This is a genomic window from Brevibacillus nitrificans (assembly GCF_003710965.1).
Lineage (GTDB): Bacteria > Bacillota > Bacilli > Brevibacillales > Brevibacillaceae > Brevibacillus > Brevibacillus centrosporus.
Window position 1 is genome coordinate 1 of record NZ_RHHU01000005.1, and the last position, 16,343, is coordinate 16,343.

Below are 16,343 nucleotides of genomic sequence, written 5' to 3' on the forward strand. Positions count from 1 at the left end.
CCGGGGTCAGGTAGAACCCGCCCCAGTTGTCCCACCCCTGTTTGGCTTCAAACCCTGGATTGAGGATTAGATTCTCATCAAGCGCATAGCCGATCGGGAAAGGAGAAAAGAAAAAACGGCAAAGCGTGATCGTAAGAAATAGAAATGCACACCGATAAAGTTGATTCGCAAACAATTTCGCTCCCCCACCCGAGTCAGAATTTTCCTACTCAAGATGATACCCGGACAGCGAAGCCGTTAAACCCCGAGCATGCATGAAGCTCTACTTCCAAATCCTCTTGGCCCGAAACACCTCTTGAAAATAGCCCCAGACAGAGACCGGACTCATCAAAAATTGATAGAAAAGAACATAGGCAAAAAAACCAAGCACATTTTTGCGAATGCGAAGCTCAAGAACGCGGAAGACATTTCTCTGGTAGCGATACAGAACGGAATTCTGCAGCAAGGTCAACGGCAGAACCAAAAGAGTGGTCATTCCCACAATCCAGTAATATCCGAAAAACGCCAACACGAGCCCGGGCAGCCACACAAACGTGTAGACGATATCGATGTACGGCATGACGAAATTGCAGCCTGTCAAATACTTGGTATAGGCGAGGGGCTGCTGCCATGGCTTAATCACTTTGAGCGCCTCAATCATCCCTCTCGCCCAGCGGCTGCGCTGTCTGAAAAAATGCGTGAACGTTTCGGGCACCTCCGTGAATGCGACGGCCAAGGGCTCAAAATATACCTTCCAGCCATTGCCCAGAAACCTCCACGTCAAGACAATATCTTCCCCGATCGCATCCGGCCAGCCCCCTACTTGGGCGACGGCTTCCTTTTTATAAATGGAAAAGGCCCCTTGCGCAACCAACGTCCCTTGAAACAAGCCCTGCAGCCTTTTGATACTGGCTATTCCCAAAAAGTAGTCCCATTCCTGGGTCCTCGCCAATAGCCTTCCTCTGCTGTTCCGTACAAGAACGGCACCAGCAACCGCACAGACATCGTGCGGAGCGGACAGCATACGGGCCACGATATAGCGAACCGCGGATTTGTGCAGCAAGGTATCGGCATCCAGCGTAATCATCCATTTCGTTTCAACATGTGGAATCGCAGCATTTAATGCAAAGTTTTTGCCGGGCTTCGCTTCCTCGATGACTTTTACGTTGACGTTGTAATCGCTCCCGGCCTCCAGCGCTTTTTCCGCTGTACGATCCGTTGAATGGTTATCAATTACGATGATGCTGATTGGCCCCTGGTAATCTTGCAGCGAAATATAGCGTATCGTTTCACCGATGCCATTCTCTTCATTTCGGCAGGCGATGAGTATCGTGATTTCTTCCGCAGGATGAGTAACCTTCAGCGCGGGCTGACGGTCCAGCAAAAGACTCGAAACCATAAAAGCATTCATATAGCCGGGAATATAGGAGAGGCCGACAATGACAAACAGCGCGACTGGCACGCTCACTAGCCCTCCCAAATCTATCACCCACGGGATCGAGAACCAGATCGAAAATAGCATCCAGCCCAAGGCAAAAGCATGGCTGTAATAAAACTTTTTTCGGATAGGGATATACTTATCTTTGGGAAGCATGAACGGCTTAGTTGATTTCCGATTCTTGTTTGGCAAACCATCCACTCTCATCTCCCCAATCATTCGTATGTAGGGCGCTTCTCTTATAGGACATTATACCTAACAAGCTTTTCTGCCGGATGGGATCAAATTCTGCCAATTCCGCTTCCTTTCCAGCAAGAAACCCGCTTCGGCTACCTGCCAAAACGGGCTTTTTGCTGCTTCATGACCTATCTCTTTTCCACTTTCATTCCCCGCATCACTGTCGTAATCAACGGCATTGCCAGTTCCTCGAGACTTTGCTTTGTGTCGTGCAAGCCCCAGTAATAAATAATGCCCATCATGCTCTGTGTCAGCATGGTCGACATCTCTTCCACGGTATGTTCGGTCGTAATGACGCCCTGCTCCTTCGCGTCCTCGAGCAAAAGCTGGATAATCCGGAAAAGCGAGCGGTTGGAATCGGAGAAGTACGTATGCTCTTTGGAGTTTAGGGCAGAGCTGTAAATCACTTTCATCAGATCCTTGCCCATTTCCATTTCTAGGAAGCTCATTAGTTTACGTATAAAGATCATGATCTTCTCAGTGGCATCCATCTCTTTCGGAAAGGATTGATAGACTTCCGAGTAGTATTCGTCTACCTCGGCAAATCTCACTAGGAAGATATCCGACTTCGCTGAAAAATGCTGATAAAAGGACCCTTTTGAAGTTCCCGTTTGGCTAACGATCTCGTCGACCGTTACTTTATCGTAGCCTTTTTCACTAAAAAGTTTTAACGCCATTTTTAAGATTTTTTCCCGTGTTTTTTCTCCTCTGCGCTGTTTTTGCCTTGGTTCAAGCATGAAAAACCTCCAAATTCGATTATTGACAGAATAGAATTTATTTTAATAAAATCAGACTACAGTCTGGTTTGGGTCCTTTTCAGACCATTTAAATCTAACTGAAATGGCAATGAATCACAACGGTGTCAAATTTTTTTCACTCAAAAAGAGAGCGTTTACATTTTGGGGTGGAACTTTTGCTGGAGGGGAAAACATGAGCAAGATCGTAGAGGCGTGCGACATTCGGCAGTACTTCAAAAGCGGTGATCAAATCCTGGCGGGCGGTTTTGGGTTATCCGGAACACCTCTGACCATCATCGACGAGCTACTCGAAACCGACATCTGGGATTTGACCATTGTCAGCAATAATCTCGGCGACAACGGCCAAGGTCTGCACAAGCTGTTCATGCAAGGAAAAATCAAAAAAGCGATAGGCTCCTTCTTTTCGATCAATCGGGAAGCTGTGATCGCCTGGACAAAGGGCGAGCTGGAAATCGAGCTGCTGCCCCAAGGAACCTTGGCGGAGGCCATTCGCTGTGGCGGGGCCGGAATCGGCGGCTTTTATACCAAAACAGCTGTCGGAACGGAGCTAGCCCAAGGGAAGGAAGAGCGGATCATTGACGGCGAGCGGTACATCTTTGAAAAAGCCATTAAAGGCGATGTCGCCATCGTAAGGGCGGCAAAGGCAGATCGACTCGGAAATCTTGTCTATCACACAACCGCCAGAAACTTTAATCCAATGATGGCTACTGCCGGCAAAATCGTCATCGCCGAGGTAGACGAAATCGTAGAAGTCGGTGCTCTTGACCCAGAGTATATCGTGACGCCGCACGCCTACGTCGATTACGTCATCCAGAGCAAATATGTAAAGAGCGGGAGGGAGTACGTTGAGTCAAGATAAGAGACACGTCATTGCAAAGAGAATTGCGCAGGAGCTGGAAAACGGGCAGGTCGTGAATCTAGGAGTAGGCATCCCCACTTTGGTAGCCTCCTATTTGGATGAAAAAGAGGTTTACCTGCAAACGGAAAATGGCTTGCTAGGAATGGGTCCTTCTCCTTCCGAGGATGAGCTGGATATCGATCTGATCAATGCCGGAAAAGAGCCTGTCACCTATTTGCGCGGGGCATCCTTTTTCAACAGCGCCGATTCGTTCGCTCTCATTCGCGGCGGCCATGTGGATGTAGCCGTACTCGGTACCCTGCAAGTCGATTTTTACGGAGAAATCGCAAACTGGGCGGTTCCCAACCAGCCGATTCTCGGTGTCGGCGGAGCGATGGATCTGGTTGCCGGGGCGAAAAAGGTGATCGTCGCCGCTACTCTCTTTACCAAGGACGGCGAGTCCAAGCTCGTTCCCCGGCTCACCTACAAAACGAGCGGAATCAAGCGAGTGGACCTGTTCGTCTCTGACTACGCCGTGTTTACCTTTACCCCGGACGGTGTAAAAGTCGTCGAAATGCTCGAAAACGTGACGATTGAGGAGCTGAGCGAAAAAGTTGGCTTCCCCTTGGAGTATCTGAACCCTCATTTGCAGACTAGCAGCCGCTAGAAGAAAGGAGACGGAGAGCGTGTCAAAGCAAAGAACCGTGATTGTGACAGGTGCGGCAGGTGGCATCGGAAAAGCAATCGCTCAGGCGTTTACGCAGCAACATGACTTTGTTTACATCGCAGACCTCAACCGGGAAGCCGCAGAGGAAACGGCTGCATCCCTCGGCTCGCATGCAAAAGGCATTCACTTGGATGTAACGGATGAGGCCAGCATTCAATCCGCAATCGCACAGATCCTCCTGGAAAGGGGCTCCATCGAGGTCTTGGTGAACAACGCCGGACTTCAGTACCGCTCCCCTATTGAGTCGTTTCCTTTGGAGAAATGGAACCTTTTGATAAATGTCATGCTGACCGGAGTCTTCCTGATGACCAAGCATGTATTTCCCCACATGAAGGAAGCAGGCTACGGCAGGATTGTCAATATTTCCTCCGTTCACGGAAAGCTGGCGACGCCGGAGAAAGTGGCCTATGTCGCTGCCAAGCATGGCGTTATCGGAGTGACAGGCGTTACCGCTTTAGAAGGCGCTGCTTACAACATTACCGCCAACTCGATCTTACCCGGACCCGTCCGCACCGACTTGGTTCAAAAACAGCTCGATAGTTTAACCGTAAAAGGATTGACTGAAAAGGAAGCACTCGAAGCCATTTTGTACCCGCGACAAGCGATGAACCGCTTTATCGAACCGGAAGAAGTCGCATCCGGGGTTCTCTATCTGGCATCAGATGCTGCAAGCGGCATAACAGGTGAACATCTGAGTGTCGCAGGCGGCATGTAAATAAATCAAAGGAGGAATTCAGATGGCAACGTACTTGATTGAAGGGGCTAGAACGGCCTTTGGCTCTTTTGGCGGTTCCCTGAAAGAGGTGAGCGACATCGATCTCGGAGTGGCCGTGACGCAGGAAGCTCTCAAGCGAAGCGGTGTCCCTGCAAGTGAGGTCGATGAAATCATCTTCGGCAACATCATTCACACGAGCACCTGCTCAGCCTATTTGGCCAGACATATCGGTCTTAGGAGCGGTATGACGGAATCCTCTGCCGCTCTCACGCTCAATCGCTTGTGCGGTTCCAGCATGCAGTCGATCGTATCCGCAGCCCAGACGATCGCGCTCGGCGATGCCCAGGTGATTGTCGCAGGCGGGACCGAGAATATGAGTCAGTCCCCCCATGTATTGCGGGGTACTCGCTTCGGCTCCCCCAATAAAGCCCCTATCGTTGATGACATGCTCTGGGGTACTTTGACAGACAGCTACATTGGCTGTGGCATGGGGATCACTGCAGAGAATCTGGCGGTCAAATATTCGATCTCCCGCGAAGAACAGGACCAGTTCTCCCTGAAGTCGCATGAAAAAGCGTTCGCTGCCCGAGCGAGCGGTCGCTTTGCAGAGGAGATCGTTCCCATCAAGCTGAAAGGACGCAGGGGCGAGGAAATCCTGTTCGCTCAGGATGAGCACATCCGCGAAGGTGCCACACTCGAAGGCTTCGCCAAATTGAAGCCCGCTTTTCAAAAGGATGGGACTGTCACTCCGGGTAACGCCAGTGGGATTAACGATGGGGCAGCCGCTGTACTCCTCGCCTCCACGGAGTATGTCAAAGAGCATCAGCTGCAGCCGCTCGCCAAGATCGTATCGTGGGGCGTAGCCGGAGTGGACCCGAGCATCATGGGCATCGGTCCCGTACCTGCCAGCAAGAAAGCATTGGAAAAGGCAGGACTCACTTTAGGGGATATCGGCTTGTTTGAATTCAACGAAGCCTTTGCATCCCAAGCTCTCTCTGTCGTGAAAGAGCTGGGAATCGATCAGGAAAAAGTCAATGTCAACGGAGGAGCTATCGCCTTAGGCCACCCTGTCGGTGCGAGCGGTTCGCGAATTACGTACTCGCTGGCTCTTGAAATGAAGAAACGACAAGTGAAATACGGATTAGCTTCGCTCTGCATCGGCGGCGGGCAAGGGATCGCTATCATTTTGCAAAATGAGCAAATCTAGTTCTCGTTTGATCGGAAAATACTAGTTTGAAACGAGGGAAGCTATCATGGATCAATCTGTTCTTTCTATAGAAAAGAGTACCATCCGCAAAACGATGATGCGCATTCTTCCAATGATCTTGATTCTGTATGTGGTCGCGTATCTGGATCGGGTCAACCTCGGTTATGCCGCTCTGCAGATGAATGCGGAGCTGGCGCTGACGTCTGAAGTTTTTGGTCTTCTCTCCGGCATTTTCTTCATCGGTTATTTCTTCTTTGAAATCCCCAGCAACATGATCATGCATAAAGTCGGCGCCAAGATGTGGATCGCCCGCATCATGCTCTCCTGGGGGATTATCGTCATCTTAACAGGCTTTGCCCAGACGACCACTCATTTGAACATCCTGCGCTTTCTTTTGGGCATCGCTGAAGCTGGCTTCTTCCCTGGCATTATTCTGTATTTGACGTATTGGTTCCGCGCTAGCGAGAGAGGCCGCGCAACGGCTGTCCTGGTTCTCGCGCTGCCGATTGGCGGATTGATCGGCGCCCCTCTCTCTACCTGGATCATGGACAATATCACTTGGCTGCAAATGTCCGGCTGGAGATGGATGTTCGTTCTCGAAGGCATCCCGGCTATTCTTTTGGGGATCGTCGTCATTTTTTACTTGACCAACAAGCCCTCTCAAGCCAAATGGTTAACGCAACAGGAAAAGGATTGGCTGGAAGCGGAGCTGGATGCCGAACAAAAGGCAAGCGCGCAAGTGAACAAAGCTTCTACCCGCGAAATGCTCAAGGATTCAAAGGTCTGGAAGCTGTCCCTTCTGTACTTCGGTGTGTACACAGCAGTATATGGCTTGTCGTTTTGGATGCCTACGATTATTAAATCGTTATCGGCAAACGCAACGAACAACCTGCAAATCGGCTGGCTAGCCATGATTCCGTCCGTAGTCGCGGTCCCGTCTCTTCTCTTTGTCGGTTGGAACTCCGATCGTACGAATGCGCATAAACAGCATTTATTCGTCTGCTTCTTGATTTCGATTATCGGGTTCATCGGCTGCGGGTACTCGAGTACGCTATTTTGGATGGTCCTCATGCTTACGCTGACCTCTGTCGGATTGTATGGATTTCTGGGCAGCTTCTTTGCCTACAAAACCTTCTTCTTTACCGCTTCTACCGCTCCTGTTGGCATCGCATTGGTCAACTCCTTTGCGGCATTAGGTGGATTTGTCGGCCCCATGATTCTCGGATCGGTCGCCTTTACCCAAGGTCTGTTCATCATTTCGGGAATTCTGGCTATCGGTGCTATTACCTTGCTGACTTTGAAATTGGCCAAAGACCAGAAGAAGCACGGTGCCAAAGTCGCGTAGCTTTTGCTTACTCCGTACCGGGTTCTTTTATATAGACATAACAACGACCGCTCCTTGCACTTGGCAGGTGAGCGGTTCTTTTACAAGGAGTGACTCCCCCATAATATGACCTTCTTAAAGGGTCAGCAAATACGCAATCCAGGGTCGGTAAACGACGAAAATACTAGCAAAGGGAAGCGTGATCTTAAAATCTTGATAAAATCAATGATCACACCAAATAATAAAATTTCAAAAAAATGGATATTTCGCAACTAAAAATATTGTAAAAAAATGGATTATGTTGCTATAATTCAATGAATCCAAAATTCAGGAGATGGTAGAAATGAAAAAGTTCGCTAAAGTTCTTGTGCTTGCTTTACTTACAGCCTCTTCTGTTATCCCATCTGTTGCATTCGCCGCCAATACCAACCAGCAATCTTCGAATGTTTCGATTGCCTCTACCACTACACAGGTGGCAACTTTTACCAATCTTAAGAAAAGCACAGACTATCAAGATTCTAAATATTTCTACGTGAATACTGCAGGCTACGTCACCGTGAACGTGACCCAGAACAATAGCTCCTACTCTCCAATCATGTACTATCGAATTTTGAGAAGTAACGGCGATGGCACTGCTTCCGTTTTCGGATATGCCCAGTTGGAAGGAAACGGCTCTTTAAGCTTTTCAAGTAATCAAGAATTACCAGTTGGACAATACTACATCCGTTTCTATAGCAAACAGTTAGGAGAAACTACTGGAACGATTTCTGTCACTACTCCTTAATTAATCTTTTAGAAAAAAGAGGCTTTCCAAAGAAGGCCTCTTTTCCATTTGCTATTTATTTGAAAACCTTGCTCTCCCGACACTTCGAGAATTTGTCCTATTAATGACTAGATAGGCTTTTCACTGGAAATGGCTCTTTCCCACTAGATAATCCGCAAAATATTGAAACGTAAACGGTTCTTTGCAAAGCGCTTGAAGTTTCTCCTGCCATGGCTCGCTTTCAGAGGGCTCCATAAAGGATTGGCGTATGGCGTCAAATACGTGCTGGTTTCCGTAAAGTCCATCCACGCGAAACGCCTTTCGCAGCATATCCCGTATGCCATCCGCAAAAATATAGCTGTGCGTGTAAACCGGATAAGCCAAATAGAGTACGTCTACCGATGGACTCATGGCTCTTCCCTTTACTCCGAATGCTTCCTCTGCCCATTTATCAGAGAGCTCCTGGAAATCAGCTTCGGGATTTTCATAGATCGCATGCTCCAACAGACTTTGATAGAAATAGTATTTGGTGACCATCAGAAAAAAGAGGTGATCGTACTCCTGCGTCTGTTTGATCACGGAATCCTCTACGTGGAACACATCTTGTAACCACTTGGGCTGTGCAGAAATGGTCATGAAGATCTCCGCCATGGCTTCATGTCCGATCAAATCTTTAAACCGGAAAAGCTCTGGTGGCTGCTGAGAGGAAAAATGTTCATACAGCGCATGTCCCATCTCATGAAGCGCAATTTTATACGCACCATAGCCATCCCGCTTCCGTACAGCAATCCGAATGTCCGTGGGAGAAATGGCGTTCATCATGCCTCCGTAGGGCAGATCACATAGGGTCACTTGAATGGGGGTGGAAGAAAGCTCTACACCAAAAGAGGCGCAGGTAAGCGCTAAGACTTCGTTTATTTTCTCACTTGGAAAAGCCTCGGCAGGAAGATCGTAGTAGTTTAAGGCTCCGAATAGTAAGTCATGGTATCGAACATCCTCCCAGCCAAACTTCTCTTTGAATCGCGACTCCCACACCCTGGAAATGGCATCCGTTTGTTGCAGCATCTGCATTCCTTGTTCCCGGTACATTTCCCAATCCAGTCCATAAATGTGCTCGAACACAAAATGGAAATAAGTCGAATACCCTTTTTCCTGAGCGTAACGATTCCTCGCCAGAACCAGCTCACGAAACTGACTCGCCGTCTCCTTACCATACCGTACCGTTTCCATGAATAGATCCTCGCGTAATGGACGATCCGGATTCATCATCAGATACGCTTGCACATTTGAGAGCGAATAGGTTTCCCCATGCAGCGTAAAGGTCTTCTGTAAGATCGTAGACATGAGTGAATTCTTGATCGATGCGATAGCAGGATGACTTTCGATCTCTTCCTGCAGCGCTTTGTTTTTCAGTACAGAGAGCCTTCTCTTCCATTTCGGGTCACTGATCCTTTGCTCCCAGAAATCCAGCATCTCTGTAAACCGAGGGTCCGTAAATATCTGAAAATGCGCCTGCTGAATTTCATTCAGTCTGGGAGACTCGATTTTTTCGGTTGTCAATTCGTATTGCAGCAGGGTTAATTCTTGGAATGTCATCTCCAGTTTGCCGATTTCTTCGTCATAAGCAGCCTTCCATGCCTCTTCTTCCTGAATCCTCGCAAGTCGGTCAAGATCCATTTGAATCGTCCTCCCTCTGATCGTTTCCAACAGAGTAACAGCCCAATGTCAGAGAATGATCAGAGGACGCAGGTGAAATCGTCAAAAAGAAAAAGAAGCGGTTTCCCGCCTCCTTTTACATGAATTCCCGAATCCACTCGACAAGCCTAAAACCAAGATAAATCCCAAAGATACTCAAAACACCAGGCAAGGAACTTGGGGCAGGCATCGGAAATTTAACGATAGAGAAAACCATTCCTACGATCGCCCCGCAGCATGTGGCAAGCAATAGCTCCTTCAATCCCTCTCCCTGCCTTTAGACTCTCGCGGAATCCGTTAATTTGGCGTCAAGACGCTTGAATCTGCTCACTTGCTGGGTGATCGCGATTTCCGTCGGCAGCCGCTCGATGCTGGATGCACCGAAGAAGCCTACGACACCCTTGGTTCTGCTCAAAACGTACGCAGCATCCTCCGGCTCGGAGATGGGACCGCCGTGGCAAATCACCAGGATGTCGGGATTTACCGATTTGCCTGCGTCGTGAATGCGCTGCACCAGGTCAACCGACTCGTCGAGGGTGAGTGCTGTATGAGCGCCGATGGTCCCTTTGGTGGTCAAACCGACGTGGGCAACCAGGACATCTGCACCTGCCTCGGCCATTTTGATCGCCTGCTCCTCGTTGAACACATAGGGGGTGGTGAGCAGCCCCAGATCATGTGCCTTGCGAATCATCTCCACTTCCAGATCGTAGCCCATTCCGGTCTCCTCCAGGTTTTGACGGAAGACACCATCGCACAGGCCAACGGTCGGGAAGTTTTGTACTCCTGAGAATCCCATGTCTTTGAGCTGCTTGAGATAGATATCCATCAGGCGGAAAGGGTCGGTACCGCAGACACCAGCGAGCACCGGCGTGTTTTTCACGATCGGGAGAACCTCTCCACCCATTTCCACTACTATCTGATTGGCGTCGCCATATGGCATCAGTCCGGCGAGGGAGCCACGCCCTGCCATGCGATAACGTCCGGAGTTGTAGATGATAATGAGATCGGCTCCACCTTCTTCCGCGCATTTTGCCGACAGGCCCGTACCCGCTCCAGCGCCGACAATCGCACGATTCTCAGCGGCTTGCTGACGTAGCCTGCCGATAATTTCCCTTCTAGCGATAGCCATGTTCATTTCCTCCTCAAGATGGTTTCAGCATAGTCAAAAGGTGAGCCGCAATCACTTCTGCGACAGCCGGGTCATTGATGTCCTGTTCCATTTCCACAAACGAGATGTCTGCACGCAAATTTTCTTTCAGTGCGTTGTACAATGCTTGTCGCTCCTCCACCCCATCAAAAGCTTGCGCGTCTCGATCCAGCAGGGAGACGCCGCCTTTTGGGAAAACGAATACGGTTGGGGAATGGCTTTGGTTCAGCTTTTCTGCGATCATGCGGCCCAGCTCCCGATTTTCTTCTACGGTCGTACGCATGAGCGTCGTAGTAGGATTGTGCTGATAAAATTTCCGCTTCGCAAACTGAGCAGGAACGGTCTCAGGCGGACCGAAGTTGACCATATCCAGGGCACCGACCGATACGACCTGAGGAATACCTGCCTCACCTGCTGCTTCCAATCGTTTCGGGCCGGCACTGAAGATGCCTCCCACGAGCTCGTCAGCTAATTCTGTTGTGGTGACATCGGCCACTCCTTTGATAAATCCGGCTTTCACCAGCTCCTCCATCGCCAATCCTCCTGAACCCGTCGCGTGGAAAACCAGCACGTCATACCCGCTTTGTTCCAGCTTCTCCCGTACTCTTGTCACGCAAGGCGTGGTAACTCCAAACATGGTAGCGCCAATCATGGGCTTATCTTCCGTTTCATTCGTTTCATCGGCTGTCTCTGCCATCATGCCAGCCAGCGCGTACGCTGCATTGCGCAAAATCCGGCGTGACAACGAATTCAGTCCGGCGATGTCTACGACGGAATACATCATGGTCACGTCTTTTTCCCCTACATACGGGCGGGTGTTGCCCGAAGCGACAGTGGAAACCAGCAATTTGGGAACACCGATTGGCACGGCTTTCATCGCTGCCGCTCCGACCGTCGTACCAGCTGTCCCTCCCATCCCGAATACCCCGCCGACAACGCCTTCTCCACTCAAGCGTTCTACTACAGCCGCCACGCCGCGTGCCATGACAGCAACGGCAGTTCCGCGATCCTGCTCGGCCTGCAGCTCGGACAAGCTCATCCCACCTGCTAGAGCCACCTCGTCACTGGAGATGTCCGGGGAAAACGCGGGTTGATCCAGCACGCCTGTATTCACCACGATCGTACTCACGCCGAGTGATTCCAGCAGTTCCTTCACATAGCGGAACTCTACCCCTTTTGTATCGAGTGCCCCGACCAATACCGCTTTTTTACTCATGCGACATCACCCCGGCAACCGTCCCTTCAAAAAACTGCTTGCTTCGGCGCATCACCTCGATTTCCCCTACCTTGTCTCGCACATCCAGCGACGGATAATGGGTGTCGATCGTCATCACGGCTTGCGGATCGTGCAAAGCGATGGCCTGCATGACCGGCCCGTGATCGTAATCGTCTTGTCCCGCAATCGCGAAATTTCCAAATTGCCCAAACGGATGTTTTGCATGTACCGAGTTTGGCTGACGGTACGCCCCTTTTAGATGGGTTTGCCAGACGTACCCTTTTACATGCTCGTACGCTTCTACAGTCGGATACTCGCCAGCTCGCCAGCCATTGAGAATATCCCAGTTGATTTTCAAATGAGGGTGATCTGCGTAGCGAGCGAGGATCCCTAGCTCCGTTGCCGTGCTAGACAGCGTAGGCGGCTCGTTTTCTACCACGATGATTTTATTGCGGCGCTGCGCATGTTCGGCATGGCGGCGCATGACGGCTGCATTGTAGCGATATTCGGCTTCTTTTTTCTCTTCTGTCCATTCATCAAACCCTTCTGGACGATGGAGAGAATAGACGCGCACGAGAGGAGCCTCGAAGATGTCCGCTAGGTCAAACAGTCTCTCCAGCACCTGGTTCATCTGCTCGTGATGACCTTCATCGTGGCTGTCGTACTTTGGCGGGCCAAAGAAGGAGCACGTATTCACCGCCCAGGAGCTTACACTGTTCACCTGGAGGCCAGATTGGTCGATCTGCGTCTTCAGCTCTCTCGCTTTTTCCAGTGAGATCGTATCGATCGTGTCGCCATCCAGACTCGCTCGCAAATCTATGGATGCAAAGCCTAACTCTGATGCTACCTGCAAAGCTTGCTCAAACGTTTCCGTCCCCAACATATCGGTAAACACGCTAAATTTCATACGAGTCTCCCCTCTCTTCCTTATCCTTGTTTTAGTCGATGCTGATCCATTTGCCGGATCGCTGTTTGAATGCGTCAAACATCTTGGTGAGATGAAGCGAATCTCTCAGTGTGGAACGCTCGATCCGCTGCCCGCTCAATACGGCGTTGGCAAAGTAGCTGACGCTTTGCACCATTCCTTGCAGGAAAAGATTTTTGTTATACACCTGGCCAAGGGAGAATTCCGGCTCCCAGTGGACAGGTCCCTCCACCGGGTCATCCCCGATGTATACAGGTGCTTTGCCGTATTCGCCGCTGCCTTTTGAGCCTTTGTAGTAGATCAGGCGCATGCCGTTGTCGATGACCACGTTTTGATGGTTGCCGATGATTTCAAATCGCTCCAACGGACTGGTAGGCGCCTGCGTAGACGAGAGCTGCAGATTGCCGATCGCTCCGGATTTGAACTGCAGCAGAGCCTGCACGTTCCCACTTGGCTGATGCTCGATAAAGCACATCTCTTTTACTTCACCCATGAGGTAGTGAATCCCCGACATCGGGTGGCAAATGTCCAGAAACCAATGCAAGCCAGTGCGCGTCGCGATCTCTTCCTGATACGGAGTGAGCGTCAGTGGATAGCGGCCATTTACGGAAACGGGTTGACCAAAATCTGCCCGCTCAATGATTTGCTTGGCCTTTTCAAAGGTTGGGTAGAAGTAGCGTTTGTTGGCGACGAGCACGAACTGCCCAGTCCGCTCCTCTACCTCCAGCATGCGCTCTACCTCTTCCGCCGTGTAAGCAGCCGGCTTCTCCATCCAGACCGGCAGTCCCGCTTCCAGCAGATCAGGAACGATTTTGGGATAGAGCGGCTTTCCTTCTCTATCGAAATTCAGCACGACGAAAACCGCATCCAGCTTCTCCTGCTTGATCATTTCTTTGTAGTCGGTGTACATTTTCTCTGCCCCAAACCGTTTGCGGTAGATCTCGGCCCTCTCGGCACTCAAGTCGCAGACCGCTACCAGATCTACGGGAGCGTAATCGAATGTAGGATATACGTTGCGAAACGCGTGAGCCCCGCACCCGATGAAGCCCACCTTTATTTTGGAGTCATATTCATAGTTAAATTTGATTGGGTTCATTTCGCTTCAGACCTCCTGTACCTTTCGTCTTTGCTTGCAAAGTGGCGCGACTACTCCCCGATGGTCTGGCGATCCCCCGCCGAATAGGCAATGATCATCCGGCACGGCTCCCAGCTGGTCACGGTCGCATTATGCGGTACATTCCGCGGAATACGCAGCATCATGCCCGGCTTCAGATGGAAAACTTCATCTCCTAGCGTGTGGTCGCATTCACCTGAAAGGACAAAAATCACTTCCTCGCAGTTCGGATGAACATGCCTTGGGTTGGATGTACCAGCATTGATATACACCATGCCAAACGTCATTTCAGCCTCTGGGTCGATCTCGTGTCCGCAGAGCCATTGAATGCCTCCCCACTCCTGCGGCAGCAAGTATTGTTCTTTGTTCAAGTCAGTTATCGTAGCCATATTGAAATCTCTCCTTCACCCATCTTGTGGTTGTTATTTATCTGATCCCGCGGACATGCCTTCAACAAACTGTCGTTGGAAGATCAGGTAGACAATGACGCTCGGGACCATGCTGATCAGCGTACCGCCAAAAATGAGCCCGTAATTGGAAGCGTTGTTCCCCTGGAAAGAAAGCAGTCCTAACGGGATGGTGTACTTATCCTCGGAGATCAGCAAAACAAGCGGCAGCATGAAGTCATTCCAAATATTCATAAACGTGAAAACCATCAGTGCCACGATTCCCGGCTTCGCCAGCGGCAGCATAATTTTCAGGTACGTCCTCCACTCCCCCGCTCCGTCCACGTACGCGGATTCACGCAGCTCTTTCGGAACGTCTTTGAAGGTATTGCGCATCAAGAAGACGGAGAACGGAAGAGCCATCCCCACCGAGACCAGGGTGATTCCAGTCAGCGAATCGACCAACCCCATCGTTTTCAGCTGGAAGAATACCGGGATGATGATGGCCTGCACCGGCAGCGACAGTCCCAAGATAAACAGATAAAACAAGATTTGGTTCCCCGGAAATGTCATCTGCGCAAACACATATCCAGCCGGGCATGCGACCAGAAACACGATGATCATTCCTACGATGGTGATGAACGCACTGTTGAAAAAGTAGGTTTTGAAATTACCCAGCTGCCACGCGCCGATCAGATTGTCGAAGTTCCAAGAAGCTGGCAGGGAAAACGGATAGTTGGCAATTTCAAAAGCAGTCTTGAAGCTCCCGAGGATCACCCAAAAGATCGGCATGACGATGATGCCCAGGAGGACGACCAAAAGCAGCCATAGGAAAACCTGCGAATTTCGTCCCGCACTCAGTTGCCCGCGCATACGCTAGTCCCGCCTTTCCCGCAAGTAGTTAAACAGTATGGTCAGCGTAATGACGATGATTCCCAGCAGAACACCGCCAGCTGTGGCATAGCTCACTTTATTCATGCTAAAGGCGGATTTGTAGACGTAGGTGGACACCACTTCACTCTTGTAAAACGGCCCGCCTTGGGTCATCACCCAGATCAAAGCAAATCCTTTAAAGGAGTAAATGACCACCATGCTGATGACGACGTTCAAGGTATTGCGCAGGCTTGGGATCGTAATGCTGAAAAACTTGCGAATTGGCCCGGCTCCATCGATCTCTGCTGCCTCATACACCGAATGGTCGATGTTCTGTAACCCGGCGAGATACAGGATCAGGTAAAATCCATAAAACGCCCAGGTTCCCGCTATTACCAAGGCAGGCAGCACAGTCCACTCCTCCCCTAGCCAGTTGCGTGCGAGGGACTCAAGACCGATTTGCTGCAAAAACACATTGACCGGACCCATGAGCGGATCGTAGATTTTGGCCCACAGCACGCCAACTACCGCCAAAGAAATGACAGACGGCAGATAAAATCCTGCGCGAAAGAACAGCTTGCCAACTCTGACCTTGCTAATCATCACCGCCAGCACAAGTGTGGGAATGACCACCAGAATGAGACTGATGACGACCCAAACCAGGTTGTGCAATAATGATTGTAAGAATATTCCGTCTTTTAACAGGTTTATATAGTTGTCAACGCCAACGAAATTCATAGTCGGCGAGGCTCCGTCCCAATCGAACAAGCTCAGACGAATCGCGTCGATCATCGGATAGAGCATAAAGATCCCGTATAAAAGCAGCGCGGGTGCCAGAAAGGAGAGAACAACCAGCAAACGTTTCGCTTTTCGTCTCCAGAGGCGAAGCTGCATTCTGGGTTTCACGTCGTACATACTTTGTGCTGGTGACGGATTTACGGAGTTCATCGCTTCCCCTCCTTCATTCCCATGAAGTAGAGTCGGAGAGAGCAGGATCCCCT

The 16,343-nt window shown here is 50.3% G+C and carries 17 protein-coding genes; 6 read left to right on the plus strand and 11 right to left on the minus strand.

What is annotated here, in order from left to right:
* Nucleotides 1-262 precede the first annotated feature (262 nt).
* Nucleotides 263-1,573: a glycosyltransferase family 2 protein gene (locus EDM59_RS10005; protein WP_221176049.1), complete on the minus strand. Its 1,311-nt coding sequence runs from the start codon at nt 1,571-1,573 to the stop codon at nt 263-265.
* Between the two features lie 209 nt (nt 1,574-1,782).
* On the minus strand, nt 1,783-2,391 hold the full coding sequence (locus tag EDM59_RS10010) for a TetR/AcrR family transcriptional regulator (RefSeq protein WP_122923489.1): 609 nt from the start codon (nt 2,389-2,391) through the stop codon (nt 1,783-1,785).
* A gap of 193 nt (nt 2,392-2,584) precedes the next feature.
* Here EDM59_RS10010 and EDM59_RS10015 point away from each other — a divergent pair, with 193 nt between their 5' ends.
* The 6 genes from EDM59_RS10015 (at nt 2,585) to EDM59_RS10040 (ending at nt 8,007) form a co-directional block, all read left to right on the plus strand.
* The gene (locus EDM59_RS10015; RefSeq protein WP_122923490.1) at nt 2,585-3,271 is read left to right on the plus strand and encodes a CoA transferase subunit A; all 687 of its coding nucleotides are present in this window, start codon (nt 2,585-2,587) and stop codon (nt 3,269-3,271) included.
* Nucleotides 3,258-3,917 (plus strand): 3-oxoacid CoA-transferase subunit B, encoded by a 660-nt coding sequence (locus EDM59_RS10020; protein WP_122923491.1) that lies wholly within the window; start codon nt 3,258-3,260, stop codon nt 3,915-3,917. Before EDM59_RS10015 ends, EDM59_RS10020 begins: the two co-directional genes overlap by 14 nt.
* Before the next feature lie 19 nt (nt 3,918-3,936).
* Nucleotides 3,937-4,692 (plus strand): 3-hydroxybutyrate dehydrogenase, encoded by a 756-nt coding sequence (locus tag EDM59_RS10025; RefSeq protein ID WP_122923492.1) that lies wholly within the window; start codon nt 3,937-3,939, stop codon nt 4,690-4,692.
* Between the two features lie 22 nt (nt 4,693-4,714).
* A complete protein-coding gene (locus tag EDM59_RS10030) occupies nt 4,715-5,899 on the plus strand; it encodes an acetyl-CoA C-acetyltransferase (RefSeq protein WP_122923493.1) in 1,185 nt (394 codons plus the stop codon).
* 46 nt (nt 5,900-5,945) lie between these two features.
* Nucleotides 5,946-7,244, plus strand: a complete 1,299-nt coding sequence (locus EDM59_RS10035) for an MFS transporter (protein ID WP_122923494.1) — start codon at nt 5,946-5,948, stop codon at nt 7,242-7,244.
* Between the two features lie 322 nt (nt 7,245-7,566).
* Nucleotides 7,567-8,007 carry a hypothetical protein gene (locus tag EDM59_RS10040; protein WP_246010984.1) on the plus strand — a complete coding sequence of 147 codons (441 nt, stop codon included), beginning with the start codon at nt 7,567-7,569 and terminating at the stop codon, nt 8,005-8,007.
* Nucleotides 8,008-8,127: 120 nt separating this feature from the next.
* On the opposite strand, the gene EDM59_RS10045 is transcribed toward EDM59_RS10040, so the two are convergent.
* The 9 genes from EDM59_RS10045 to EDM59_RS10085 form a co-directional block, all read right to left on the minus strand.
* Nucleotides 8,128-9,663 carry a hypothetical protein gene (locus tag EDM59_RS10045; RefSeq protein WP_122923496.1) on the minus strand — a complete coding sequence of 512 codons (1,536 nt, stop codon included), beginning with the start codon at nt 9,661-9,663 and terminating at the stop codon, nt 8,128-8,130.
* Nucleotides 9,664-9,778: 115 nt separating this feature from the next.
* A complete protein-coding gene (locus EDM59_RS10050; protein ID WP_122923497.1) occupies nt 9,779-9,943 on the minus strand; it encodes a XapX domain-containing protein in 165 nt (54 codons plus the stop codon).
* 15 nt (nt 9,944-9,958) lie between these two features.
* Nucleotides 9,959-10,810, minus strand: a complete 852-nt coding sequence (locus EDM59_RS10055) for a phosphoenolpyruvate hydrolase family protein (protein WP_122923498.1) — start codon at nt 10,808-10,810, stop codon at nt 9,959-9,961.
* 13 nt (nt 10,811-10,823) lie between these two features.
* Complete coding sequence (locus tag EDM59_RS10060; protein ID WP_122923499.1) at nt 10,824-12,044, minus strand: Tm-1-like ATP-binding domain-containing protein; 1,221 nt, start codon at nt 12,042-12,044, stop codon at nt 10,824-10,826.
* Nucleotides 12,037-12,951: a sugar phosphate isomerase/epimerase family protein gene (locus EDM59_RS10065; protein ID WP_122923500.1), complete on the minus strand. Its 915-nt coding sequence runs from the start codon at nt 12,949-12,951 to the stop codon at nt 12,037-12,039. The genes EDM59_RS10060 and EDM59_RS10065 overlap by 8 nt, the downstream gene beginning before the upstream one ends.
* Nucleotides 12,952-12,982: 31 nt before the next feature.
* Complete coding sequence (locus EDM59_RS10070) at nt 12,983-14,065, minus strand: Gfo/Idh/MocA family oxidoreductase (RefSeq protein ID WP_122923501.1); 1,083 nt, start codon at nt 14,063-14,065, stop codon at nt 12,983-12,985.
* A gap of 50 nt (nt 14,066-14,115) precedes the next feature.
* Nucleotides 14,116-14,472: a cupin domain-containing protein gene (locus tag EDM59_RS10075; protein WP_092272863.1), complete on the minus strand. Its 357-nt coding sequence runs from the start codon at nt 14,470-14,472 to the stop codon at nt 14,116-14,118.
* Nucleotides 14,473-14,505: 33 nt separating this feature from the next.
* Nucleotides 14,506-15,342, minus strand: coding sequence for a carbohydrate ABC transporter permease (locus EDM59_RS10080; RefSeq protein WP_122923502.1), 837 nt, complete (start codon nt 15,340-15,342; stop codon nt 14,506-14,508).
* A gap of 3 nt (nt 15,343-15,345) precedes the next feature.
* Nucleotides 15,346-16,290 (minus strand): carbohydrate ABC transporter permease, encoded by a 945-nt coding sequence (locus tag EDM59_RS10085; RefSeq protein ID WP_122923503.1) that lies wholly within the window; start codon nt 16,288-16,290, stop codon nt 15,346-15,348.
* Nucleotides 16,291-16,343: the final 53 nt, after the last annotated feature.

Bases quoted from the DNA above. Each gene is read 5' to 3' on its own strand.
- EDM59_RS10010 (WP_122923489.1), bottom strand. From the start codon at position 2,391: ATGCTTGAACCAAGGCAAAAACAGCGCAGAGGAGAAAAAACACGGGAA.
- EDM59_RS10060 (WP_122923499.1), bottom strand. From the start codon at position 12,044: ATGAGTAAAAAAGCGGTATTGGTCGGGGCACTCGATACAAAAGGGGTA.
- EDM59_RS10015 (WP_122923490.1), top strand. From the start codon at position 2,585: ATGAGCAAGATCGTAGAGGCGTGCGACATTCGGCAGTACTTCAAAAGC.
- EDM59_RS10005 (WP_221176049.1), bottom strand. From the start codon at position 1,573: ATGCTTCCCAAAGATAAGTATATCCCTATCCGAAAAAAGTTTTATTAC.
- EDM59_RS10040 (WP_246010984.1), top strand. From the start codon at position 7,567: ATGAAAAAGTTCGCTAAAGTTCTTGTGCTTGCTTTACTTACAGCCTCT.
- EDM59_RS10070 (WP_122923501.1), bottom strand. From the start codon at position 14,065: ATGAACCCAATCAAATTTAACTATGAATATGACTCCAAAATAAAGGTG.
- EDM59_RS10080 (WP_122923502.1), bottom strand. From the start codon at position 15,342: ATGCGCGGGCAACTGAGTGCGGGACGAAATTCGCAGGTTTTCCTATGG.
- EDM59_RS10085 (WP_122923503.1), bottom strand. From the start codon at position 16,290: ATGAACTCCGTAAATCCGTCACCAGCACAAAGTATGTACGACGTGAAA.
- EDM59_RS10030 (WP_122923493.1), top strand. From the start codon at position 4,715: ATGGCAACGTACTTGATTGAAGGGGCTAGAACGGCCTTTGGCTCTTTT.
- EDM59_RS10035 (WP_122923494.1), top strand. From the start codon at position 5,946: ATGGATCAATCTGTTCTTTCTATAGAAAAGAGTACCATCCGCAAAACG.
- EDM59_RS10045 (WP_122923496.1), bottom strand. From the start codon at position 9,663: ATGGATCTTGACCGACTTGCGAGGATTCAGGAAGAAGAGGCATGGAAG.
- EDM59_RS10065 (WP_122923500.1), bottom strand. From the start codon at position 12,951: ATGAAATTTAGCGTGTTTACCGATATGTTGGGGACGGAAACGTTTGAG.
- EDM59_RS10055 (WP_122923498.1), bottom strand. From the start codon at position 10,810: ATGGCTATCGCTAGAAGGGAAATTATCGGCAGGCTACGTCAGCAAGCC.
- EDM59_RS10075 (WP_092272863.1), bottom strand. From the start codon at position 14,472: ATGGCTACGATAACTGACTTGAACAAAGAACAATACTTGCTGCCGCAG.